27 protein-coding genes are annotated in these 23,675 nt (G+C 37.9%); 21 read left to right on the top strand and 6 right to left on the bottom strand.

Translation table 11 applies throughout. The annotated features are described in order from the left end of the window. Positions 1-8: 8 nt before the first annotated feature. The 4 genes from mobH to AADH04_RS01875 are packed head-to-tail and all read right to left on the bottom strand — an operon-like array spanning position 9 to position 3,329. Entirely contained in the window at positions 9-2,432 is a 2,424-nt protein-coding gene (gene mobH / locus AADH04_RS01890) for a MobH family relaxase (RefSeq protein WP_434778566.1), read from the bottom strand. Beyond that, a complete protein-coding gene (locus tag AADH04_RS01885) occupies positions 2,429-2,698 on the bottom strand; it encodes a hypothetical protein (protein WP_434778565.1) in 270 nt (89 codons plus the stop codon). Before AADH04_RS01885 ends, mobH begins: the two co-directional genes overlap by 4 nt. 10 nt (positions 2,699-2,708) lie before the next feature. Beyond that, a complete protein-coding gene (locus AADH04_RS01880) occupies positions 2,709-2,885 on the bottom strand; it encodes a hypothetical protein (RefSeq protein ID WP_434778564.1) in 177 nt (58 codons plus the stop codon). A 12-nt stretch (positions 2,886-2,897) separates the two neighbouring features. Next, on the bottom strand, positions 2,898-3,329 hold the full coding sequence (locus AADH04_RS01875) for a hypothetical protein (RefSeq protein ID WP_434778563.1): 432 nt from the start codon (positions 3,327-3,329) through the stop codon (positions 2,898-2,900). A 663-nt stretch (positions 3,330-3,992) separates the two neighbouring features. Between AADH04_RS01875 and AADH04_RS01870 the strand changes: the two genes are divergently transcribed. From AADH04_RS01870 to AADH04_RS01770, 21 genes are all read left to right on the top strand, one after another. Next, positions 3,993-4,439, top strand: coding sequence for a lytic transglycosylase domain-containing protein (locus AADH04_RS01870; RefSeq protein WP_434778562.1), 447 nt, complete (start codon positions 3,993-3,995; stop codon positions 4,437-4,439). Continuing rightward, entirely contained in the window at positions 4,406-4,990 is a 585-nt protein-coding gene (locus AADH04_RS01865) for an OmpA family protein (RefSeq protein ID WP_434778561.1), read from the top strand. Before AADH04_RS01870 ends, AADH04_RS01865 begins: the two co-directional genes overlap by 34 nt. A 52-nt stretch (positions 4,991-5,042) precedes the next feature. After that, the gene (gene traA, locus AADH04_RS01860; RefSeq protein WP_434778560.1) at positions 5,043-5,375 is read left to right on the top strand and encodes a TraA family conjugative transfer protein; all 333 of its coding nucleotides are present in this window, start codon (positions 5,043-5,045) and stop codon (positions 5,373-5,375) included. 29 nt (positions 5,376-5,404) lie between these two features. Continuing rightward, on the top strand, positions 5,405-5,692 hold the full coding sequence (traL, locus tag AADH04_RS01855; protein WP_434778559.1) for a type IV conjugative transfer system protein TraL: 288 nt from the start codon (positions 5,405-5,407) through the stop codon (positions 5,690-5,692). Further along, positions 5,689-6,423 (top strand): type IV conjugative transfer system protein TraE, encoded by a 735-nt coding sequence (gene traE, locus AADH04_RS01850; RefSeq protein WP_434778558.1) that lies wholly within the window; start codon positions 5,689-5,691, stop codon positions 6,421-6,423. Before traL ends, traE begins: the two co-directional genes overlap by 4 nt. Before the next feature lie 2 nt (positions 6,424-6,425). Then, entirely contained in the window at positions 6,426-7,178 is a 753-nt protein-coding gene (locus AADH04_RS01845; RefSeq protein WP_434778557.1) for a TraK domain-containing protein, read from the top strand. A 2-nt stretch (positions 7,179-7,180) separates the two neighbouring features. Further along, entirely contained in the window at positions 7,181-8,443 is a 1,263-nt protein-coding gene (locus AADH04_RS01840) for a TraB/VirB10 family protein (protein WP_434778556.1), read from the top strand. A 17-nt stretch (positions 8,444-8,460) separates the two neighbouring features. Next, complete coding sequence (locus AADH04_RS01835) at positions 8,461-8,781, top strand: hypothetical protein (protein WP_434778555.1); 321 nt, start codon at positions 8,461-8,463, stop codon at positions 8,779-8,781. Positions 8,782-8,789: 8 nt separating this feature from the next. Further along, the gene (locus tag AADH04_RS01830) at positions 8,790-9,512 is read left to right on the top strand and encodes a DsbC family protein (RefSeq protein WP_434778554.1); all 723 of its coding nucleotides are present in this window, start codon (positions 8,790-8,792) and stop codon (positions 9,510-9,512) included. After that, positions 9,509-10,063, top strand: coding sequence for a type IV conjugative transfer system lipoprotein TraV (traV, locus tag AADH04_RS01825; RefSeq protein WP_434778553.1), 555 nt, complete (start codon positions 9,509-9,511; stop codon positions 10,061-10,063). Before AADH04_RS01830 ends, traV begins: the two co-directional genes overlap by 4 nt. Next, positions 10,060-12,687: a type IV secretion system protein TraC gene (gene traC, locus AADH04_RS01820; protein ID WP_434778552.1), complete on the top strand. Its 2,628-nt coding sequence runs from the start codon at positions 10,060-10,062 to the stop codon at positions 12,685-12,687. The genes traV and traC overlap by 4 nt, the downstream gene beginning before the upstream one ends. A gap of 12 nt (positions 12,688-12,699) precedes the next feature. After that, positions 12,700-13,137, top strand: a complete 438-nt coding sequence (locus tag AADH04_RS01815) for a hypothetical protein (RefSeq protein WP_434778551.1) — start codon at positions 12,700-12,702, stop codon at positions 13,135-13,137. Continuing rightward, positions 13,134-13,667, top strand: coding sequence for a S26 family signal peptidase (locus AADH04_RS01810; protein WP_434778550.1), 534 nt, complete (start codon positions 13,134-13,136; stop codon positions 13,665-13,667). Before AADH04_RS01815 ends, AADH04_RS01810 begins: the two co-directional genes overlap by 4 nt. 5 nt (positions 13,668-13,672) lie before the next feature. Further along, complete coding sequence (locus AADH04_RS01805) at positions 13,673-14,302, top strand: conjugal transfer protein TraW (RefSeq protein ID WP_434778549.1); 630 nt, start codon at positions 13,673-13,675, stop codon at positions 14,300-14,302. A gap of 3 nt (positions 14,303-14,305) precedes the next feature. Further along, positions 14,306-15,358 carry a TraU family protein gene (locus AADH04_RS01800; RefSeq protein ID WP_434778548.1) on the top strand — a complete coding sequence of 351 codons (1,053 nt, stop codon included), beginning with the start codon at positions 14,306-14,308 and terminating at the stop codon, positions 15,356-15,358. 11 nt (positions 15,359-15,369) lie between these two features. Continuing rightward, on the top strand, positions 15,370-16,137 hold the full coding sequence (trbC, locus tag AADH04_RS01795) for a type-F conjugative transfer system pilin assembly protein TrbC (RefSeq protein WP_434778547.1): 768 nt from the start codon (positions 15,370-15,372) through the stop codon (positions 16,135-16,137). Next, positions 16,137-17,471 carry a hypothetical protein gene (locus AADH04_RS01790; RefSeq protein WP_434778546.1) on the top strand — a complete coding sequence of 445 codons (1,335 nt, stop codon included), beginning with the start codon at positions 16,137-16,139 and terminating at the stop codon, positions 17,469-17,471. The genes trbC and AADH04_RS01790 overlap by 1 nt, the downstream gene beginning before the upstream one ends. Positions 17,472-17,473: 2 nt before the next feature. Further along, a complete protein-coding gene (gene traN / locus AADH04_RS01785) occupies positions 17,474-19,192 on the top strand; it encodes a conjugal transfer protein TraN (RefSeq protein ID WP_434778545.1) in 1,719 nt (572 codons plus the stop codon). Next, positions 19,182-19,559, top strand: coding sequence for a hypothetical protein (locus tag AADH04_RS01780; RefSeq protein WP_434778544.1), 378 nt, complete (start codon positions 19,182-19,184; stop codon positions 19,557-19,559). Before traN ends, AADH04_RS01780 begins: the two co-directional genes overlap by 11 nt. Before the next feature lie 10 nt (positions 19,560-19,569). Then, on the top strand, positions 19,570-20,337 hold the full coding sequence (gene traF, locus AADH04_RS01775) for a conjugal transfer protein TraF (RefSeq protein WP_434778543.1): 768 nt from the start codon (positions 19,570-19,572) through the stop codon (positions 20,335-20,337). Positions 20,338-20,538: 201 nt separating this feature from the next. Next, complete coding sequence (locus tag AADH04_RS01770) at positions 20,539-21,273, top strand: hypothetical protein (RefSeq protein WP_434778542.1); 735 nt, start codon at positions 20,539-20,541, stop codon at positions 21,271-21,273. A 78-nt stretch (positions 21,274-21,351) separates the two neighbouring features. On the opposite strand, the gene AADH04_RS01765 is transcribed toward AADH04_RS01770, so the two are convergent. Then, positions 21,352-22,713 (bottom strand): lipase family protein, encoded by a 1,362-nt coding sequence (locus tag AADH04_RS01765; protein WP_434778541.1) that lies wholly within the window; start codon positions 22,711-22,713, stop codon positions 21,352-21,354. After that, positions 22,713-23,294: a hypothetical protein gene (locus AADH04_RS01760; RefSeq protein WP_434778540.1), complete on the bottom strand. Its 582-nt coding sequence runs from the start codon at positions 23,292-23,294 to the stop codon at positions 22,713-22,715. Before AADH04_RS01760 ends, AADH04_RS01765 begins: the two co-directional genes overlap by 1 nt. Positions 23,295-23,675 lie beyond the last annotated feature (381 nt).

Genomic DNA, 23,675 nt, shown 5'->3' with positions numbered 1-23,675 from the left:
ATGACTTTCTAAGATAAAAGGTTCAACACAAATAATTTAATAAGAGGGTTATTTGCTGGCCGTGAAGAGGGTTGAATAATTCTGAATAGGTTCTCTTCAGGAATTAAATAAGCATGAAAGACTTGTTTTGCATGTTGGCTGTCATCATTTGCACTGATCACTTTCCAGTGGGCAGTAGTACCTCGTCCACGAGCACTTTTATGATTTTTATGAATACCAAGTGATTCAAACCCTCTTTGTGCTAATGGACCAGGGGAATTACGATCATTTTTATCAAACACACCACCTACAAACTCTTTAAATATCTTTGGTGTAACCAAAAGCATTCCTTCAGGAATAAAATGAATAGCAGAACTGGCATCATTGTATGTAAGTGTTTTATTAGCTAAGCCATCTGCTAAATACTGAAGGAAATTATTACCATGATTCATTAAATTGCTTTTAATTTGCTCTTGTAATGGCTGTTCATCACTTTCAGTATTTTCAGTCGTCATGTGATATGTATGATTAACTTGAACTTGTTGAGCCAATAAATCTAAATCATTTACGGCTTCGTTTGAAGCGACATGAACTGGAGAAGGTGAGCCAATATCTTCAGTAATGTTATTTTGTGATTCAAACAGTGCTTGAACGGATAGAGGTTCATCTGGTTCTATTGTTACCTTGCTCTCTTGATCTTCTTGTGCTGCTTCTTCTTGTCTCTCTGGTTGTGTTTCAGATACATGGTTTATTTGAGCTAATTTGGCTTTAAGATTTTTAAGGCTACCAACTGATGAAGATGCTTTAATAGTCAAATTAGCCTCTTTTTTAGGGGCAATTGCTATACTTTGTTCCATATTCTTAACTTGTGCTTCAGGAACGTCTTCATTATTCTCTTCATCTGAATCTAAACAAGCCAATAAAATATCATCTATTGAGGCATTCTTTTTATTTTGCTTAGAGACTTTAATATCCTTTTTTGGTTCTTTTGAATCATTCTTTTTAGCGATTACTTCTTGTGCGCCATCAATATGTTTTTTGTATTCAACTGATTCAACTAAATCATTTTTTGCTACAGCTGCTTCTGGTTCATTTTCTTGTTTGACTGATGCGCCATGCTCATTGTTATTATCAGTTGCATCATCTGTTTTGATGTATTGTTGATGAACCAACATTTGCCCTTTATATTGTTCTGGCACATCTCCATCTGGATAAAGGTTCTTTGCTTCAAAACATAATGTTGTGAAAGAAACAGCTTGTTTTGTGCCACTGTTTTTGGTCATTTCTATGGTAATTTGTGTAATGGCTTTGTCTGGATCATATGGACTCGGTTGTACCGCAGCGGACTCTAAAAATGTATCAAAAATACGTTCATTATCTTGGGGCAATTTTGTTGCTGGAGAAGTTTCTTTAAGATACTCACGTATTGCTTCAACCATAGGACGACAAACAAAATAAATGTATTCACCCTGAATAAATAGGCTACCCCCACCATTTTTACCAATACTTAAACCATATCGACTGGGTTCTTTCAATATTTCACGTAATGCGCCCATCAGTATTTCAATTAAGGGTTTGCGTTTGGCTGCACTAAAACGCTGTCTTGACCCTTCTTTTAAATCTCGCTTAGTTGATGCTTTATCAGCTTCAGTAATTAATTGAGCAAAAGCAATCTCAGTCATTTCTTCTTTGTTTTGAGCACTTAAATAGGTACGTAAGGCCAGCATTAACTCAGGGTCCATATTGGTTAACCATGCTCTTGTTGATGCTGGTACCAATCGTTGAAAAAACATCCAAGCAATTTGACTATGAACTTTATAATCTGTTTTATGATCTGGAAAAACCAATTGATAATACTTTGCGCCAGTTTCTTGCATTGATGAAGAATCAGGAAACCACCTTTGCTTTTGTCCTTCTTTTGGATCTGAGTATAAATAGACTTCAAAGCCAGTTAATGTCTTACCCACATCATGTAATATTGCGCCAACAAAAATACCGTAACGCCAAACGGCTGTTAATTTTGCAATCGTCTCCGTTTTTGCGCCAGGAGGCCAACTTTTTGCTTTAGATGCATTTAAAGCGTATATGGCCACATCTAATGTATGTCTGATTAAACCACCATCACCAGCGTGATGGTGGTTCTCTGAGGCAGGTAATCTTTGTACAAACTCTATATAAGTATGAACAAAGGGAAGGGCATCTTTAGCCCAAGCCTCATTACTAAATCCTAAATTAATTTGTATATTTTTAAGAACTGGTTCCAACTTAAGACAATCAATTAACTCTTGTGCGCTCAAAATTCTAAATTTATCACCAATAATTAATGGCTCATTTTTATTGGACTCATTTGATACAGATCGTTTACTAGACTCTTCAGTAGTTTGACTATTGAATAAGATAAAAATAATAGCCAATAAAGCTATTAATAAAAGGACTATAACAATTGTGATCATTTTGCATCAGGTTCAATTTTAGTATCATTTGATATTAAAAATTCATGATGAACCAAACCATTTAAAATAATGCCACTCAATGCAGAAATTGAAATACCGAGTGTTTCTGCTTGCGATTCAAGAAAAATATGAGTTTCAGGTTTGACAGCAACAGGGAACCGAAGGGAATTGTGTGCTTGTGAAGCTAAAGATTCTAGCGTTTCTCCATTCATAGCCATCACTTTAGCGTTGTAAATGATTTGTTCTAATGATACGGTCTTTTTCATTTTATTTTCCTTACTCTTTATTTTCTTTTAACAACCAGTTACGTAAAGGTGCTTTGGTCAATCCATAAAAAGCAATCATTGCGCCAATAGTTATGCCGATTAAACTTTCTTCAGGTTTGGTGTTGATGCAATACGACAGATAGGACATACATAAAGCCATAATGATCAATCTTGATGATAAAAACATATTCTTTTTACCCTATAATGTTATAGTTTGTGGAATATGTAACATCAACCACTCATATACTTTTGTTGAGTCAAGATGAGGTTTATCCAGATATTGTAGTGATGGCATGGCTGGAAGATGTTGTTTGAATGACTTATATGACTCAACTGTACAGTTCCATTTTTTCTTGTCTGTTTCTGCATGGAAAAATAACCCTTCAAATTCACAAGAAAACAGTTCACAAAACTCTTCATTAGATGCGTCAAGGGATAATGAATCCAATAACTGAATAGACTTTTCTATCAGATACTTTTCTGATGTGTCTTCACCTGTAAATAAAACTGTATCGAATAAGTAACCGTCACATCTTTTTATCCACTCAATTAATAAAGGTGTGAGAGTGGGTGATAGACAAATATAATTTTTTAGTTTATCTTTTAAATAATCGTAAATTTTATCACTCATTTTTAAATACTCATTTTGTATTGAACTGAGGCGAAGTTTTACATCAAGACAAGATTTGAATCCACAAACAATTAAAAATATGAAATTTGATTAAAAGTGGAATTTTTAATTTATTTGTGATAGCGTAGATGGGTTTTGCTTTTTAGCTTTTTTTTGCCCGCTTTTTACCCTTAAGGCTTTTGATTTTAATACCTTTAAAGCTTTAAAAACCTTTACCCTTATAGCTTTTTGGCTCTTGTTTGCGATTTTTTAGCAAACAAGAGCCAAGCTTTTGGATAAGCCCATTACCATTAATTCTGCTTTTTTCTGCTTTTTTGACCACTAAATTTTCATTTTTGCGACAGTGCAAAAAAGTAGCAGTTTCTGCTCTAATTTTCCAGACAATATTAAATCTATTTAAATGATATATGATAAATAATGCTATTGAAATAAGATGATATTTCGCTGAAAGTATTTCATATAGCTAATGACATGCATGTTTTGAACCAAAAACATGATTTTTTAAGATTTTTCTAACAAATTTGATAAAACCGCTAACTCTATCATATCTAAATTTTAATTTCTACTTTTAATCAAATTTCATATTTTTGATTGTTTAATGAATTTGTGTTGATTTTACTTAACAATGCAGCTCATCTCTATGTTGAACAGGCTATGAGAGAAATGAAAAAGAAAAGTACATATAAGGGTATATGTTTATTTTTAGTTTTGAGTTCTTCAGTACACGCATTTTGTTTTGAAGAGGCAGCACAGAAGTACGGCATCAATGCTCATTTATTGAGAGCAATTGCACAAACAGAATCTTCTATGCGAGCAAATATAGAAAGTCCAACACAAGACATTGGACTGATGGGCATAAATAGAAGTTGGTTGCCTATTTTAAATAAAAGATTTGGTTTAACTGAAGCCCATATTTGGGAGCCTTGTATCAATGTTCATGTAGGTGCATGGATTTTGGCTCATAACTTTAATCAATATGGGCGTAATTGGAATGCTATAGGAGCATATAACGCATCTTGTACCAAATTAAAAGGTAATGCGTGTACGCAAGTGAGAAATCAATACAGTAGAAAAATATGGGACAACTGGCAAAAAATATCTTTACGTTAATCAGCCTAATCACAGTTTTAACTGGTTGCGCTGTATATGAACCACAGTCCGAATCAAAAAAGCGGTTGTGGCGCATAGAACAGAATGGTTTTGGAAAGTTTGTTTACTGCCAAACCGATATTGATTGTCCTGAACGAACACCTAAAACGCTTAATGCTTACAACAGTAAGCCACAAAAAACACAGACAACACAAGATTTTGATGCTTCAAAAGTAGTGGCGAAGGTGTACTTCGCATTTGGTAAGGCAAATTTAAGCCAAGCATCTATTAAAACATTAAAAGGTATTGCCCCACAGTTAAAGGGCAATCAAATCATTGTATTAAGAGGCTGGACTGATCCAGTTTCAGGAAAAAACTCAATAGTGAACCAAAAGTTGGCTCTACAAAGAGCAACGACTGTTCAAAAGTGGTTGAGACAACATGGTGTGCGCTCAGAAATTCAATTAAAGAGCCAACCTCCTTGCTGTAATGACTCAACTGCGACAGCCAGAAGTCCTGATAGTGTTCGCGTAAAAATGCGGATTGTCACCATAGAACTTTTGGCTCAGTAAAGGCTACTCGGACGTAATGCACAACGTTATGTGCTTCAAAAAGGAAATAAGTATGACTTTCAATGATTTAACTAAAAATTTTACTCAAGTTGCTTTGAATAAAAAACAAAAAGTTCAAATGATGATGGTAATGGCTCTAGGTTTAATTGCTTTACCAGCAATGGCAGCAACAACTGGGGCAGAATTCCAGCAAATGGCTGAAATGGTCATTGGTTGGATCGAAGGTTGGTTGGGTGTGATGCTGGCCATTACGTGTTTCAGTATTGGTATTGCTGTTGGGGTGACCAAACAAACCTTAATGCCAGCTATTGTCGGTATTGGTTTTGCACTGGCTTGTGTGATGGGACCATCCATTATTCAAGCGATGTTCACAGCCATCATCTAATCAACTTTTAAGCTGAAAAAAGGTGTGTGATGAAAGAGTCCGAGTTATTGATCCCCAATACCATCGATAAACCTAAGAAGATGTTTCTGTGGGACTTAGATGTATCCCTAATTTGTTTGATTGGGTTCGGTGTAGGGGTGATTACTCGGAATTTCTTTTTGTATCCACCTTTTTTCTTTTTTGCTGCTTGGCGATGGGGCAAATTTAAGGCAGGGAAGCATCCTTGGTTCTTTTTACATGCCATTTTATGGTATTTGCCCATTCCTAAAAACAATGCCTGTATGCCTGATTCAGATAAAAGAGAGTTTATAAAATGAAATTAGATCAACATTTAAAAGAAATTGAGTCACGCACAGGAATACGGAAGATTGTTTGGGTCTTACTCTTTTTATCGATTATCAGCACATTCTTATTGACCTTGGTTTTACTGAGTAAAAAGACGGTGGTACAGACCATATTGGTTCCACCAGAAGTGAACCGTAGCATCACAATGACGAATACAAAAACCTCTAAAGAGTATTTAGAGGAAATGGCGATTTATACAGCACAGTTACTACTAAATGCCACACCCCAAACAGTTGAGAAGCAACATCAGGTTTTATTAAATTATGTTGCGCCTGAATACTATCAGGCTTTATCTCAAGAACTGATTATTACTCAACAGTATCTTAAAAAACGCAATATTAGTACCTGGTTTGTACCACGTAGGGTAACAGGGTATGAAGTGAACAATACAGTCAAACTAGAAGGGCAGTTTATCAGTTCTATTGGGGACAAAATCTTCAAAAAATCCCAAAGAATTCTATTGGTTCAATTTAAAAATCAGGGTGGCAGAATTTCATTATTGAGCATTAAAGAAGAAATACCGACCAAAGGACAACCTAAAAAGGATCAAATTGAGGACTCTTATATTGTTTCCGCGGAAACCGTTCCCACAGAATCCACCGATTTTAGGTTGAATCAGGAAGAAGCCAATCAAGAAGCCTCAGAGCCTAATAACCAAATTGGTGCAGATGTTCAGCCTAATCAATCTGCATCTGGAGCATAAGTATGATTATTTCAACGAAAAAACTGAATCAATTATTTATAAGCGCACTATTTAGTGGTTGTTTTTTGGCTGCTTATGCCGCTCAATATCTACAAGCAGATGAGTCACAACAACTCAATGCTATTGTGTCCACTAAAGCAATGACACGCATCAGTATTGAAGGTGGGCGTATCATCAATGCGCGGTTTTTAGATGGGGAACTGGATCTACAAAAAGATGAGATCACAGGTCAAGTCTATATCAAACCTATTGGTAATAAGAAAAAAATCAATTTATTTGTAACTTCAGACAGCAATAGAACCTATTTGGTTGTATTGAACACTTCAGGTGTTCAAGCTGATTCCATCATTATTCAAGAAAAAACCGCACAGATCAATCAGCTCAAATCCATTGAGCAGCAGCAAGCCAGAATGCCACAACCCATATCCAGCAAACAGGATGCATATGCTCGATCTATTAAGGCGTTTTTAATTGCCATTGCCAATAACAATACCACAGGCTTTGGCGCACAAATTACCCCAAGTTACGCAGAAGTGCCTCTTTGGAAAGAGGTCTTGTTTATCCGTAAAAACCGTTATTCAGGCGCAGATCTTTTTGCTGAAAGTTTTACTTTAACCAATATCACCAAAGAACCTATTGTTTTGGCTGAACAAGAATTTTACAAACCTCGTGTATTGGCCGTTGCCATTCGTAAATTGCAATTGGCTCCTGGTGAGCAAACTGAAGTATTTATCGTACAAAGTGGGGGGAACTGATTATGGCTAAGAAATTCTTTCTCTCCAAAGCCAAAAAGAAACAACTAATTGTAGGGGCCGTGATTATTCTGGTTTTAATTGTGGGGACAGTTATTGCTGCCAGTTATAAAGATCAGATGAAAAAAGACAATGAAGAAAAAAAACAAGAAACGGCAGTTAAAAAAGTCACAGCAACGGATTTTACCCGTATTGATAAGATCACAGACGATTCTGATGCGTGGCAAGTCAATGAGAGTGCCAAAATATCAGCACAGGATCGCAAAATTGATGAATTAGAACGTAAATTCAATAATGTATTAAAGGGTAAAGACACTAAATTACCTCAAGATGATATTTTTGGTAATGGTACAGCCTTACCGCCACCACCACCTACAACTGATTTACCTAAATCAGGTAAAACTGAGATGGTCCAGATGGCACCTAAATCCAGTATTCAATCTGTGGATATTGGTATTCAGTCGCTTCAGGATCAACAAAACCAATTAAATACGCCTTCAGTGAGACGGTCAGATGATTTCAAAAAAACCACCTCAACTGTTCGCTTTAAAGGTATTAGACCTAATTTAGAGGTATATCAAGATGGTGGAGACGTTGCAGTTGCCACCAATTCAGCAAAGTTTCGTGTGCGTGAATCCTATATTCCAGCAGGAACGTTTTTCCGAGTGGTCTTGCTGGGAGGGGTTGATGCACCGACAGGGGGTGATGCACAAAATGCGACCCCCCACCCAATTTTGATGAGAGTCACTGATTTGGCTCAATTACCCAATCTTTTTAAATACAACTTTAAAGAATGCTTCATTACTGCATCTGCTTATGGCGATATCTCTTCAGAACGTGCTTATGCACGTACCGACAGAATGTCTTGTGTCGGTGCTGATGGCAGGGTCTTAGAAGTGCCCATTAAAGGTTATGTCGCTGGTGAAGATGGTAAAACAGGCGTTCGTGGACGTGTAGTCACGAAACAAGGGCAAATTATTGCCAACGCCTTATTAGCTGGGGTGATCTCTGGAGCTGGTAAGGGGGTTGCTGAATCTTATAAAACAACCTCAACAAGTGTATTTGGAACCACATCTTCTACTAAAGCTGGGGACGAATATAAGGCTGGTATCGCTGACGGCATGGGTAATGCACTGGATAAGATTGCGGACTATTACATTAAGTTGGCTGATAAAACCTTCCCAGTGGTTGAAATCAATGCAGGGCGACAACTTGACGTTGTGTTGATGCAAGGTTTTCAGATTGATGACAGCCCAAGCAAACAATAAGTAGTGAGGATAAATACATGAAATTAAGCATAAACAAAAACATCATCATTTCACTTACTTTACTGACAAGTTGTAGTGTTTTTGCAGAAGTTGAGCACAATAGTTCGTTGGGTGACTCTTCTAAAACAATGAATCAAGCAATGATAAAAGAATCATCAAATGTAATTAATAAAGTAGTCAAAGAAATGCACTCATTGGGGCAAGAAAGCATTAAAGGGTGTTCTGTAAATACGGCAAAAAAAAACCCTATGCTGATTGCCTCATTACAAGAAAGCAAGCAAGCACATTTGGTTCCAAGAAAAGCTAAAAAAACATGTGCCTCATCAAACAAACAATAGGATAAATTATGAAACATTCACGCAAATTATTGACCATTTCTATACTTTTGGCTGCATTTTCTACTCATGTGTTTGCAGATGTCGCAACTACTAAAGCGAATTTGTCTAAACGTTATCCCAACACCACTTTTGCTTCAGTAAAAGAAACCGTCATCACTGGTATATATGAAGTGGTGATGGGTAAAAATGTCGCCTACACAGATCAAAGCGCACAGTATTTTATCTTTGGCCATTTGTTTGATATGCCCAATCAAAAAGACTTAACAGCAGGGGTTAAAGAAAGTTTAAACAAGGTTGATTATGCTGCGTTTCCTTTTGATAATGCCATCAAAATAGTGAAGGGCAATGGCGGTAAAGGTGTGCGTGAGTTTGCCTTATTTACTGATCCTGATTGCCCATATTGCCAACGACTTGAAGAAACTTTGGCTGGTATGACTGACTATACAGTTTATGTTTTCTTGTATCCCATTGCCTCTTTACACCCTAATGCAGCTGCTAAAGCTGAATCAGTTTGGTGTGCGAGTAATCAAGGTCAAGCTTGGAATGATTTAATGCTTTCAGGTAAGCAGCCAGCAGTTAAAAAATGCGCCAATCCAGTAGAAGCCAATATCAAGTTGGCTGCTCAAAATAATATCAGAGCCACACCGTCAATGATACACAAGAACGGTTCTACACTTTCTGGCGCAGTACCCAGAGCGACATTAGAAAACTGGTTAGGAGGGCAAAAATGAAACTAAGAGCATGGTGTTTAGTTGCATTGCCTCTTTTACTAACTGGTTGTGTGGGCGGTTTATCAGGTTACGGTGGGTCAAGTTCATTTAAATGTGCTGCCCCTGAAGGAGTAAGTTGTAACTCAATCTCTGGCAACTACGCCAATTCAATTGCTGGCAATGATTTGAGTGGCAATGTTACTGGTGCAAATAACATCAAAACAGAACGTTATTTTCCCAATACACAATCCAGTTCATACCAACCAAATAACCGTTTTACGCCAAGTTCAGGGATGCCTGTGCGTACTCAAAGTGAAGTCATGCGTATTTGGATTGCCCCATATCAAGACAATGATGGTGATCTGGTTGATCAATCGTACACCTATGTCACTTTAAATGAGGGCAGATGGCTGATTGAGCATAACCGTAAGCAAATAATGGATGAGTACCAACCACAAACACGTTTATTGGGTGGTGGCAATACGCCAGTTGAAGCAAATGAACGCAAAACAGAGGAGGTTGATACTGTTCCTAATATTTTGCCATTACCAGGGGACTTTCCTAAAAAATGAAGAAACTATTTCGTCAGTTTAAAGAATGGTTTGCAGGGGCTGAGGATTTAAATGAACCTTATGAAGCTCCTCAGCATGATCAGGTCAATCCACCTTTCGAACATCTATCTGATTTTTTTGCCTACTGTGCCTATGATGACACTACCCAACTGTTTACTTTAGAGACCAGTAACAATAAAAAAAACAAGTCCGAATCTTTGGGTGTAGGCTTTACATTGGAATTAAATCCTTTATTGGGTGCAGATGACGAAATGATGCACCGTTTGTCTACTTTGCTCAATTTTTTGCCTGATGAAACCTACATGCAAATTCAAATGTTTGCGTCCCCAGATATTCGTTCATTTTTAAGAGCTTATGAGAACATCCAAAGCAGACGATCTGATGATGATCCAGCCAAACCCATGTTTGAGGAGCTCGCTCAAAAACGTACTCAGTTTTGGGAAAGATCACTTAAAGGCGTGATGTTTAATGGTTCGGCCATTCGTTTACGCACATTTAGATGCATCATCAGTGTGGTGTTGCCAGAGGTGAGTTTTGAAAATCGCTCCAGTGTTGATTTTGCCGTTAACTTAAAAGAAAAAATTATCTCAAGTCTATCTACTTCTGGTTTGTATGACAAAACTTGGACACCCACTGATTTAATTCGTTGGTGTCGGATGTTGCTCAATCCCATTCGTTTATTTACCAATCAGGATATTGATAGTGATCCTGATTGGAATGAACTGGATTTCTTAAAAGATCAACTCGTTGAGGGCAGAACGGCTCTTAAAGTATTGGACTCAGGTAAATCTTTGCGTTTTGATTGTGCAGGTCAATATGATGGTTCACTTGAAGACGATCATCCGATTATTGCTCGTTGTTTGTCTGTCAGTGAATACCCACGTCAGTTTCATTTAAATATGATGAGTGCCTTAATTGGTGAAGCTCGTGAAGCCAACCTTAATTACAGCTCACCTTTTCTGATCAGCATGAATCTTTATAAGCCCAATTTTGATACCAAGAAAAACAGTCTGAATATTCAAAATATGCGTGCTACTCAATTAATGGATTCACAATTGGCGCGGATTTTACCTGAGGCGAAAGACCGTAAACAGGATTTAGACATATTGGTTCAATCTTATCAGGACGGTGGGGGTGCATTGATGCTCTATCACCAGATTATTGTGTGGGAGAGACCTGAACATATTGAAACAGCCCAAAGTAATGCAGAAGCCATTTGGCGTACTCGGGGTTTTAAATTACATGATGATCAGTTTACCCAATTGTCTTCTTATCTCAGTTCTTTACCTATGGCTTTAAACAAATATATGGTCAAAGAAATTGGTATTCAAAAAAGATGGACCACCAAAACCTTAACCAATGCGGTGTCATTGGCTCCATTGGTTGCTGAATGGGGTGGTAATGGTCCACCTGTAGTGGGGTTCTTTGGTCAACGTGGCCAAGCAATGGGTATTGATGTCTTCACCAATCCAGCTGGTAACTATAACTTTGTTGTGGTTGGCGCATCGGGTTCGGGTAAATCATTTATGGTCAATGATCTTGTACGCAATTATTTAGGTATGGGGGTCCAAGTTCGTATTATTGACGTTGGACGTTCATATGAAAAATTCTGTGAAGCCATTGGAGGACAATACATTGAGTTTACAGCTGACGGAAATATTGTCATCCCACCGTTTCAACTGGTTGAAGAGGCCACAGCAGACACCATTGTCTCTGAAGACAAAGAGGGGGTGAGTGATTTAGAGTTGGTTTCTAAAATCTTTATGGCGATGTGCTCCCCTAGTGGGGAGCTGAATGAATACCAGCAATCAAAACTCAAACGTATTATTCAAAGAATCTGGAAGCAATATCGTAAAGAAGCGACAGTTAATCATGTATACGAAGCTTTACTAACAGAAAAAATCACCAATCAGGATGAGCTGGATATTGAGATCAACCGTTTGGCTGATCAGATGTGGGAATACACCACTGAAGGTCCTTATGGCAAATTCTTTAATGGTCAACTGACACTTAATTTTAATAATGACTTTGTGGTTCTTGAATTGGAAGAACTTAAAGACAAAAAGGGCTTACAACAAGTTGTCATGTTATTGATGATCCAAAAGATCATGCAAGAGATGTATTTGGATCTGGATCGTTCACGTAAGAAGTTGTGTATTGTAGATGAAGCATGGCAGTTATTAACAGATGCGGTTGCCTCATTTTTGGGTGAAGGATATCGCCGTGCGCGTAAATATGGCTGTGGCTTTGGTACAGCAACCCAATCTGTCCAAGATTACTATCAAACACCTGAAGCACTGGCAGCCCTCGTGAATTCAGATATGTTCTTTCATCTACGAAGTACAGAGGGTTCCTTACGCACCCTACAAGAAAAACAACCTTTTCCAGTATCTGAAGGGGTTTTAGCACAAATTCGCTCTCTCAAAAAAAACAATCATTACAGTGAAGTGTATATCCGCTCTCCCATGGGATCAGGTGTGGGTCGTTTGATTTCAGATCCCTTCAGTGCCTTACTTTCATCTTCCCATGCAGATGATATCAATGCGATCAATCGGTATCGATCACAGGGCAAAGGTATTGTTGAGGCGATTGAGCATGTATTGATTGATCGTGGTGTGGTTTGAAAGGAATAAAAAATGGATAAAAAATCAAAAAATGAACAGTTAAATATAGATCAAACAACTTTAGGTGCTAAAGATGAAGACAAAGGTTTCAGCATCACCACCCAAATTATGGTGATTTCTGTTTTGGCCATCTTGATAATTGGCGGTGTGTTGGTGTTTAAACAATTTGGTCGATCTTCTTCATACAAAGTGGTGGATCTAATCAAAATCACAGAAACATTAAAAAATGATGCTCGAGAGATTGCACTGAAGGATGGTGTGACGGAAGAGCAGCAAGGTGCCATTTTAGAACAATTAAAAGTCAAGATGAACCGTATTGATCAGGTAATTGCAGCTGAAGCCAAAAAGTGCCAATGCACCCTTTTTACTCGATCTGCAATCGTGGCTGATGAATCAGGTATTGAAGACATTACCGATTCTGTCTTACTCCAACTTAAAAAGGCTCAATGATGGATAGGGCTAATGATCTTACTTGGCACAATATCAAGGCTTTTTTATGGTTACTGGATATTGAGTTTCGGACAAGATGGTTTTGGAAACTATTTGTGTTTGGGCTGGTGTTGTTGCTGATTAGCATTAAATTCAGCATTTCATTTAATTTGTCTGATTCTTTACCAGGTACAGCTTATTTAATCATTAAAAAACCCAGCCAAATTCAAAAAGGGGATCTAGTCTCATACAAATACTATGGTTTTTTATATCCCAAAAGAACACCGTTTATGAAGATGGTTAAAGGTGTTCATGGCGATATAGTGACTCAAAAAGGGCGCGAGTATTTTATTAATGGTCAAAGTGTGGGTATTGCTAAAGACAAGTCTTTATCAGGTTTTCCACTTGAAGCCAATCATTTCACTGGCAAGATTCCACCAGGGAAAGTTTGGGTTGCGACACCTTCAGTAAACAGTCTTGATAGTCGTTATGAGGACAATGGACTGATTTCCGAAGGGCAGATTGAGGGTAAAGCATATTTGTTATGGTGATAAAAATGAACATTAAATATTTTATGTGCAGTACTTTATTGTTATCGGTGGTGTCCTTTGCTCATTTGCCTTCGGTTGAAAAAATTGGAACCACTTACGCCATTGCAGAACAGGATGCGATTGAGTCTATAAAACAGAAGATGGAACGTATGCAAAAGTCTGGAGAGTTAGCCAAAATGCAAAATGAAGCAGCCAAACGGATCAATCAAAGTGCGCGTCAATTACCTAAAGTTGAAGGGCTTCACCAGGTTCAAAAAAGTACCGTGCGTTATGTAGAGCTCTCTTATACCTTACCTGAGAACGTCTATGATCAGGAGGGCAATATTATTGCTTTAGCTGGGGCGACAGTTAAACCACTCGAAGTCACTAATATACGTCATCAAATGTTCTTCTTTAATGGTAATGATAAAGAGCAAGTGAAGTTGGCCAAAAAATTGGCCAACGAAATTGGCTTTAACTTTATGCCTATTTTAGTGGAGGGGCGTTGGGATCAATTAGCACAAGAGTTGGGGCAAGCAGTTTATTTTGATCAGCAGGGCAAAATGAGCCAGAGCTTTCAACTTACAGAAGTACCTGTTCTTGTTTCTCAAGATGAAAAACGCTTAAAACTTGAAACATTCAAAGTAGGCGAATAAGACATGAAAAAATTACTATTCGTTCTTTTATCACTCTTTCTCGTTAATTTTGCCAGTGCAGCAACAGTAACCTGTCAGGGCAAATTCCTTAACCCTATTACCGATATTTGCTGGTCTTGTATGTTCCCGATGCAAATTGGTGGCGCAATTAAATTAAATCAAAGCGGTCAAGAAGACAATAAGAGCACACCAAAAGATGTGTTCTGTGCCTGTGATGGTCCACCCAGAGCTGGAGTAACTTTGTCCTTTTGGGAGCCAACCCATCTAGTAGAAGTCGTACGTACACCATTTTGTATGGTTTCTCTTGGCGGCATTAATTTAGGGGGTGGCAGTACAGCTTCACCAGGTGAAGCTGGCAATGGCGGTTTGTCTTCATTGTTTGGTGGATCTCATAAAAAAGGATCTGGCGATGAAGGGGATGGCCAACGTTCATTTTGGCAAGTGCATTGGTACAAAAACCCAGTTGTATTCTGGCTTGAAGCTATTTTAGATAGTGACTGCTTGGAAAAAGGCTCGTTAGACATTGGTTGGTTAACAGAACTCGATCCAACATGGAAATATCCTGAGTTGGCCTTTTTACAAGCACCTGATTCAGCCTTATTTGCCAATCCAGTCTCTCAGGCAGCATGTGCAGCGGACTGTGTAAAAGCCAATAATGGATTTCCATTTTCTCAACTATTTTGGTGTGCTGGCTGTCATGGCGATATGTACCCCTTATCGGGATGGGTGAGCTCTCAAGTTAGCCCAGTTCAAGCAAGCAAACTAATGGTCGCGCGGATGCAAGCCAAAATGCACAGAGATTTAGTCGCATGGAGAGCTTCTGGAGAAGATGCAATCTGTGGTTATAAATTAAATCCTGTGATGGACAAACAGAACTACAAAATGGCCATGACTTATCCAGTACCAGCCCGAAAATTCAATGGCAAATGTTGTGAACCGATTGGTCGCACAACATTGGTTCGTGATGTTGGAAAGACCTTTCCATATAAGGGTTCTGATTTTGCATATCAGATGTTCAGAAAACGTGACTGCTGCGGTGCATACAAATTCGAGTAAGGAACAATAAAATGAATGAAAAAACCATATTTTTTCAAAGTAATCGTAAGAAAAAAATCATTGGCAGTCTCTTAGCCTTATTTGTATTAGCGTTTTGTGGTGTGGTTGCGGTGGCAAACACACTCACACCTGAAGAGGCTTCTAAAAGAGCAAAAGAAGTCATTGAGCAGATTGAACCGACAAAAGGGACAAACATACCCAATACAGTGCCACAGAACCCCAATGTTCCTGATCACCGCGCAACTGGTGTGAAGGTTCCTGAGTTAGCGGATTATGGCCAAGATAAAGGCATCAGTGTTGACCCTATGGAAGTAGCAGAACGTTATAAAGCCAGAACCATTGACTCAACACTTAAAAATGAAACAGATTTACTCGTATTTGTATCCTTCTCCATGCCTGAAGCATCACTTATGCGTATTGCTTCAGAAGCCAAAAAAACAGGAGCCATATTGGTGTTAAGAGGCTTTAAAAATGGTTCGATGAAAGAAACTGTTGCAGCAAGTCAAAATATTAACGGTTTAGGTGCTCAAGTGATGATTCATCCTGAGTTATTTACTCAATTCAATGTTGTGGATGTACCTACATTTGCTTTAGCTAAGACTTCTGATGAGTTAAGTGGCTGTGCAAATGATGAACAGGCGACATGTACTGAACATTATGTAATTAAGGGTGATGTCTCTTTACATGCTGTACTTGAGAAATTTGAAGAAAACAAAACAAGTGTGACTTTAAGTGATGCAGCTGCAACACGTTTAGCAAGTTTAGAAGGGCAACAATAATGAATAAGTCAGCATTGATCATCATATTGGGTCTTTCTTTATCATCAGTTGGTTTTGCACAGCAAAATTATAAAGATGTTGCTCGTGAAATGTCAGGACTTGCATCAGGCGCAGCGGATACAATTAATCATACTTCTCCAGATCAGTTCGCACCGCGCTACGAAGGTGTACCAGCCAACTCTGATAGTTTCTATGGTGGGGGTAATATCATCCCAAAGGAACAAGGCAGTGCCAAGATTAATAATTGCCAAAACATTCCTGAAGAAGATTTGTATTTGCGTCAAGAATGTGAAGGTATCAATTTTGTCGGTAAAAATAGAACGGTACGCCCAGATGTCACTATTTCTTCAGATGAGAAACTGGCCACTGGTACTCATGAAATTGTCAGCGATCCGACCGACACATTAACCAAATACGGTTGGGTCATTCCCTTTAATCCTGATGGCTCAATTGGTGAAATCCCACCAGAAGCCTGTAATACAGAAATCATTCAAGTTCCCGAAAAGATTGTTGAGAAAAACTGTTCAATTTACCAAGGTGTTGAACACTTTTTATGCGTTTCTTCATTAGAAGTGAAAGTAGATCCTAACTTTAACTATTCATGCTTAGAAACAAAATTTCAAAATAATACTCATGCTTGTCAAAAGAAATTAGAAGTGCAGTGTGAAACAGCATTAAGCTGTGCTGATCAGGGTGTTGTACCTGGTGGCACACAGGGCGACATGCGTATTACGTACTCTCATGTAGGAGACGGTAACTTTAATATTTTCTTTGGCAATCCAGGCAATGACTATTGGTCTGGCAATACTGCTTATGGTGCATATTTTGAACGTACTATGACAGTTAATATTCGAAACCTTGCACGTTTACAGAATTTTTACCTTTTAAGAACCCAATTTGATGATCATTTACTGATTAAAGTGAATAACCGTACTGTGTTCTTTAATGGCAACGTTTATGGTTATGAACCAAACAATCCTAGAAATTGGTGGTTAGGTGCGCCAGGCAGAAACCCTGGGCAAGCAGCGAATGATTCACGTACATATTGTGGTTGGACATATATGAGCACAATCCATAATGTTTGTGTCAAAGATTTAAACAGCAACAATATGGTTGCAAATGCAGGAAAAGCCGAGCGTTCAACCAGTTGGGATTTTTGGCCATCTTTAAATTTAATTCCCTTTTTACAAGAAGGAGTAAATGAAATTCGCATCTATGTTGCTGTAGGTGGTAAAGGTGAGGTGTTTATCAACTTTAGAACGCAACAAGCATGTGAGCCAGTTTGTCAGGACAGATGGCAAAACAATTGTACTGAATACGAGAATAGGAAATAGTCATGAAATGGTTTAAATCTATTCATCAAAAGCTAATCAGTACACTATTACTTATTATTTTTATAGCCAATCCAATAGGTGCAGCTGCACAAGTTTTAGTAAATACAGACTTGGATAATTCGATTCAAACATATGTCTCTGAAGTACCAGAAACAAGCACAGCCAAATGTAAGGAGCTCTCTAAAGTATGTGTTGAGGGACCTAGCTATAAAACCATTAATGGTGTCTCAGTATATCGTGCATGTTGGAACTATCAATATCAGTTTAACTGCATTGATCCAAATGCAGCTGATTATTGTGAACCATTAAAACGTCCTGATTGTGAAGTACAAGGACAAGAGTGTTTGGAAAAAACGGAAGATGGCGTTTGTATGCGTTATAACCATAAATACTCTTGTGATGTGGATATTGCCAAGGAATTAGGCTCTTTACCTGAAAACATAGAAGAACTCGAACCTACGCACTTAATCACTCAAGAGTGGGTAAGTCCTGAATGTGATGCAGCTACAGCTGGGTTCAGTAAATGCAGCGTACTTTCTGAAAAATGCTTAGATGGTCCTGAAGAGAGGGAAATCAATGGCGTTAAAGTTTACCGTGAATGTTGGCGTAAGGAAGTCCAAAAGCAATGTCTTGCTGAGGTAGATAATCGTTGTACTGAATACGAAAACGACCCTACTTGTACCATCAAAACACGTCAATGTATCAGTGAACTGCCTGATGGGACTTGTCAGATATGGGACAATGTTTATCAATGTGTTGAAGCTGGTTATGAAATAGAGCAAAGCAATTGTAAAGATGGGGATTTTGCTGAAGCAATGACAAGTATGGAAATGCTCAGAGAACTTTCTCGTTACTATGATATTGGCTCACAAACTTTCTTCAAAGGGGATGCATCATTTTGTTCTGTTAAATTAGGTGGAGCATTTGATGGGGTTTTTGGTGGTGACTGCTGTAAAAGCCAAGGAGATCCAGCTGAGTTTAAAGATTGGGCAGTTCAGGCTGGTACAAACATGGCCATCAATTATGGTGTGGCCAGTTTGGGTAGCGCATATACTTATTCAGTTTTAGCTGTTAATGGCCCTGAGTGGATTGCAACAGGTGTACAGGCTGCTGAAGGCTTTGCCAGTATGTTTAGTGCTGGCACTTCTGGAGGTGGCGCACCAGCTATTTCATTTTATGGATTTGGTCTATCTACAACACCAGCAGTAGGGGGTAGTATTGGCGTGGGTAGTATGGCTGCTGGCTCAAATACAGTTTACTTAACATTCAACCCTATGGCCTTTGCTATTGCCATTGCCATTATGGCATTAACTCAATGGCTTGAATGTGGTAATGATGAAGTGATTACGGTATTTAGGCGTGAGGCTGGTCTTTGTCATCATGTAGGTAGCTATTGTGCTAAAGAGGTACTGGGTGCTTGTGTGCAAAAACGTGAGAGCTATTGTTGTTATATTTCTAAGTTGGCCAAAATCATTAATGTTCAGGGTAAAAAACAATTAGGTATGGGTTTTGGTACCCCTGAAGAACCTCAATGTGATGGATTCTTAGCTCAAGATCTGGAGCGATTGGACTTTTCGAAAATGGATTTATCTGAATTTTATGAAGAGATCAGAGCAAGTATGCCCAATACAGCCGATATGATGAATCGTGTTAATGAATCTGCTGAAAAATTAAAAGATGAATATGAAAATAACCAACCTAAAGGATACTATGATGAATAGAAGTATCTTCTTGATCATGACTGTAATGTCACTCTCAGGCTTCAGTATCGGTGCGCCTAAAGTGGATACTCTATCGTTAAGCAAGCAAGTCATTCCACTTGATAAAGGTGATCCACGGCCTTTAATGGCTATAGCTGCCATACATGGAAAAGCAAGAGGACAAATTACTGGAGAAGCAGCCAAAATCATTAAAGAGAGAACTAAATCCGCTGCACCCATTTTTATTGAAGCGGTTAAATTAAGTGATATTGAAGATCAACCAGGATGTGCCAAAGTGAAGCTCACTTATACCACCAGTAAAGAATACTCAGCTCAATTTCCAGCTCAATCAATGGATGTTGCTGTATGCCCAAATAAGGCTAAGTAGGAGTAACAATATGAAAAAATGGTTTATTTTATGTTGCACATTTCTTTTATGTAATACGATTTTTGCTCAAAACTGGTACCAAGATGATATATGGCAGCAAGATAATCGACCTTATCTATACTATCCAGTTGACCAGCAAAAAAAACAAATTGAACAAATGCAAAAGTCAGTGAAGCCATCTGAAATTGAAGCCTTTGAGTCGCTTCAAGTACAACTAGATCAAAGTCGTAAAATTGCGATCATGAATCCTACTCCAGAGAATATTAAAAACTATGTTGCTCTTCAGGAGTTGGCCATGACACAAGCAGCTACATTTACAGAACAATGGCAACGTGTACTTTGGGAAAACCCTAGCTTAGATTATTCATTAAAGGGTAGACCTACCAATACTACCGCCGTACGTCAATATGATCAGCAAAGAGGGATCGATACGGTGAATGCGATCAAACAAATTGCTGGGAGTAATGGTGTAATGTTCTTTTATCGCTCAGATTGCCCCTATTGTCATGCTATGGCTCCAGTTCTACGTAACTTCGCCAATCAATATGGGGTAGAAGTAATGGCTGTGTCACTTGATGGTGGTCCAATAGAAGGGTTTCCTGATGCTCAAGTAGACAATGGTATTGCCACAAAACTACAAGTATCAGTTGTTCCAGCTTTATTTATTATGGACACTAAAACCAAATCATTCAAACCGATCAGTCATGGTGTGATTTCTCAATCTGAACTGGAGAGTAGGTTTTTAGCTGTTTCTAAAGAAGTGGGGACATTATATTGATAGGGGAAGATGTGTGTGAAGAAGTGGGCCCCCTCATTAGGGAAAAATGGGTAGTAGATATAATGAGACGGATCTCCACACACAGAAAATGAAGTGTAAACTAACTCAACCTAGATGAAAAGCTGTTTTAGTAAACAATTTAATGTCATTATTTTAAATAAATATTATAATGAAGCTCTTGCAAGAAAGATAAAGAATATCATGATGAAAAATATAATGACTCCTTTGGTTTTATCAGGACTAATTTTGCTTAGTGGCTGCCAAAGTATTCAATACACCACAACAGGCATAGTAGGTGAACCCGCAGAACCAACAACACCTGAATATGCACTAACATGTGAACAATTTGAAGGGGCACCTAAAAACGCATCTATTTCAGTTGAATTTGAAGCATCTGAGACCTTAACAGAACAAATCAAACGAGATTTATCCCGTCAGAACATTAAAATAGTGGATAAAGATCAGGCAGATCATCAATATTTGATTCAATCACGCTTTTATGCACGCAAAGCGGCAACTGGACGTGTGGCTCAATTTGAACAATTGGGCCCTTATATAGAAGATCCAAAAAGAATAGTCTATACCGAAATCCCCAAAAGAAAATCTGGTCCTAAATTAGACCTGACGTACTTTTGGAATCCTGCTTTACTCATAGGAGCCAATATAGGGGCAAATTTACCGCAAAAACATAAAAACAAACCTTGGGTTCAAGGCGAAGAAGGAAATCCAGATCCAGCGTGTCACATCAAAAAAGGCTATGATTGTAAACAATACTTATTTGAACAAGCTGTAGCAACAACTTTAACAGATCAAACAACAGGCAATAAATGTACCATAGAATCAAAGCTATGGTATTACCAAGCCAAACCTGAATTGTTATTGGATGAGCATTTACCTTTAATTGAACAGGCTATTCTAGGTAAAAAGGCAGAGTAGACTGGTATTAAACGTGCTCTAGTATGCAAAAAACCTCACCCTTTAGATGAGGTTTTTTGATCAAGAATCTCAAATAAATCAGGCAAACTTCATGCCCCCATGCTGTTGCTGATTCATCTGCATTTGTCGATCCAGCTCTTTTTGCTGTGTTTCCATACCCATTTGATCATGCAATTGGTTTGCGGCCAATAAAGTTTGTTCAGGATTGACTTTAGAAGCCTCAATCGCATTAACGGTAGCAAAATCTCGTCTATTGGCTGAGACTGCATAAAGGACGTTTTCTTTTTCGTTAATACCAATATGAGCAATTTTATCCGCACTTAAGCCTTTTTGAACACAAGCATAAGTGGTTGCCGCAATCATAGGTTCTGCCCATTTTCCAGCCCCTTTGTCAGCTAATTGAGGGCCAAGGCTAGATTCTAACTTGGCATAAATACCTTTCACATCATTATTCATGATATCGTTTAAATCACCTTTGCCTTCTCTTTGAGCATATAAGGTTGATTTTTCTTGTGAGTGATCAGTATTGTCAGATAATATTTTTTTTAGGATCATTTTCGATGGAAAAATGGCATCTGAAACTTTATCCGCAGTATTGACCTTTTTAAGTATGGGGCCTCTATTGGCCTTAATATCACTACGGTATTCATGAATAATAGAGGCTTCTTTTTGAGCCAATTCCTTTGCCTTAGGGTCTGATAAAATAGAAGGACCCTTTTCATTGGTAAAATTAGGCATATTATGTGCATTATGTTTGCTCATAAGCTCTTTAGCAGCACGCCACATTTGATTATTACCTGGCTTACCATCACCATATTTATGAGCTTTTAACACTTCAATTTCTTTTTCTCGAGCATAAATGACATTTTTACCAAAATGATTATTAGCGGCACCGACTACATCACCCGCCATGATATGATTGGTCACTTTACCATTGTTCTGAAGAGGAACAGTTTCTTTATTGCCATATAGATCAGTATATTTTAAACCAGCTGCACCATAAGCATTAAAGGTTTCTGCTTTTAAACCATATTCAAAAGCCGACACTTGGGCTAAGGCTCCTCCTAAAGAGTGGCCTGTAACACTGATTTCAGGAGCGTTGCCAAATTCTTTTTCGTGATCTTTTGCGAATTTAAATGCTAACTCAGTTAACTTTAAAGCATGGGGAATCTGAGGATTGGTAAATTTAGAAGCCATTTCGTAATCGGCAGCCACATCACCTTTTTTATTGGGTTCAGTGCCTCTATGGGCAACAATGATTTCGCCTGTGTCTACCCTTTGATAGATGGTTCCCTGATAATCAGTGTTTTTATCTGAGGAGTGCGCTAGTATTTTGTAGTTTGTACCACCTATGTTGTACTCGTTATTAACTGTATATTTTTTATGTTCTTCATATGAAGAACTGGCTAGATCAGCATATTGTTGTTGAGTAATGGCCATTATTTTAACTCCTCTAATTCAATATCAAAGGTAAAGTATTCTTCGGGTTTGAATCTTTCTTTTTTAAGCTTTCCTTGACTTAACGCACCAGTAAAATCTTCAATTGTTGGATATTTTTCTTTTAAATGATTTAGCTCAATTTTTTTAGATTGTAAATCTTCAGGGGTAATTGAGGCACTAAATAGAGTATCTTTGTCAGAATCAGTGGCTGAAAATAAAGCATTTACCCCACCAAACTCCCATTTGCAGATGCCTTGCCCATAGTAGTCTTCATCTTTCATTGCATCTACATAAAAGTCCCCCTGATATTGATTGGGTGCAATTTTTTTAAACTGAAGAAAAATATTTTTATCAGGTTTGCTATAAACCTCTGGTGTGCCCGCTAAGATATAGGAGCAATTTAATGCTCGGTAATAGGCCAATGCTTTAAGCTTATCCAAAGGCCCAGGTGCATTTTTAATGGTAATGGTCATTTGATAATGCTTTTGTGGACTAGGATTCAGTTGGAAACGTTTTTCTTCTATTTCGTAAGTAGATACAAGTGACACATGTTCTTCACTATTGACTTCGTTGTTATTCATCAGAATATTCCTATTGTTACAGCCTGTCAGGAGCAATAAAGAGAGAGAGAAACAAAAAAATAATGAACGCACTATTGGTGTCCTTTAAGCTTAGGGTGTTTTATTAATAAGGCATAATAGCTTTGTTTGTTATAAAAAGCAATAACCAATGTTAGGTGAATATAAATTCAAAAATATATTTTATCATTAAAATTATTTTTGAATGTAGTCATAACTTTCCCAGTTAGATACAAATAGTGTAGTTAAATGTATCAATTTTAGCTATATCTGAGGAATACACAAAAATCTAAATATCTGTTATCATTTTGTACATATAGTAACTTATTAAATTATTTTAATATTTTTCTTATTGAGCAACATTACTTATGTTTGTTTTTTTCA

Source organism: Neisseria sp. Ec49-e6-T10, assembly GCF_051132615.1.
Classification (GTDB): domain Bacteria; phylum Pseudomonadota; class Gammaproteobacteria; order Burkholderiales; family Neisseriaceae.
This window is presented reverse-complemented; position numbering and strand designations above follow the sequence as displayed.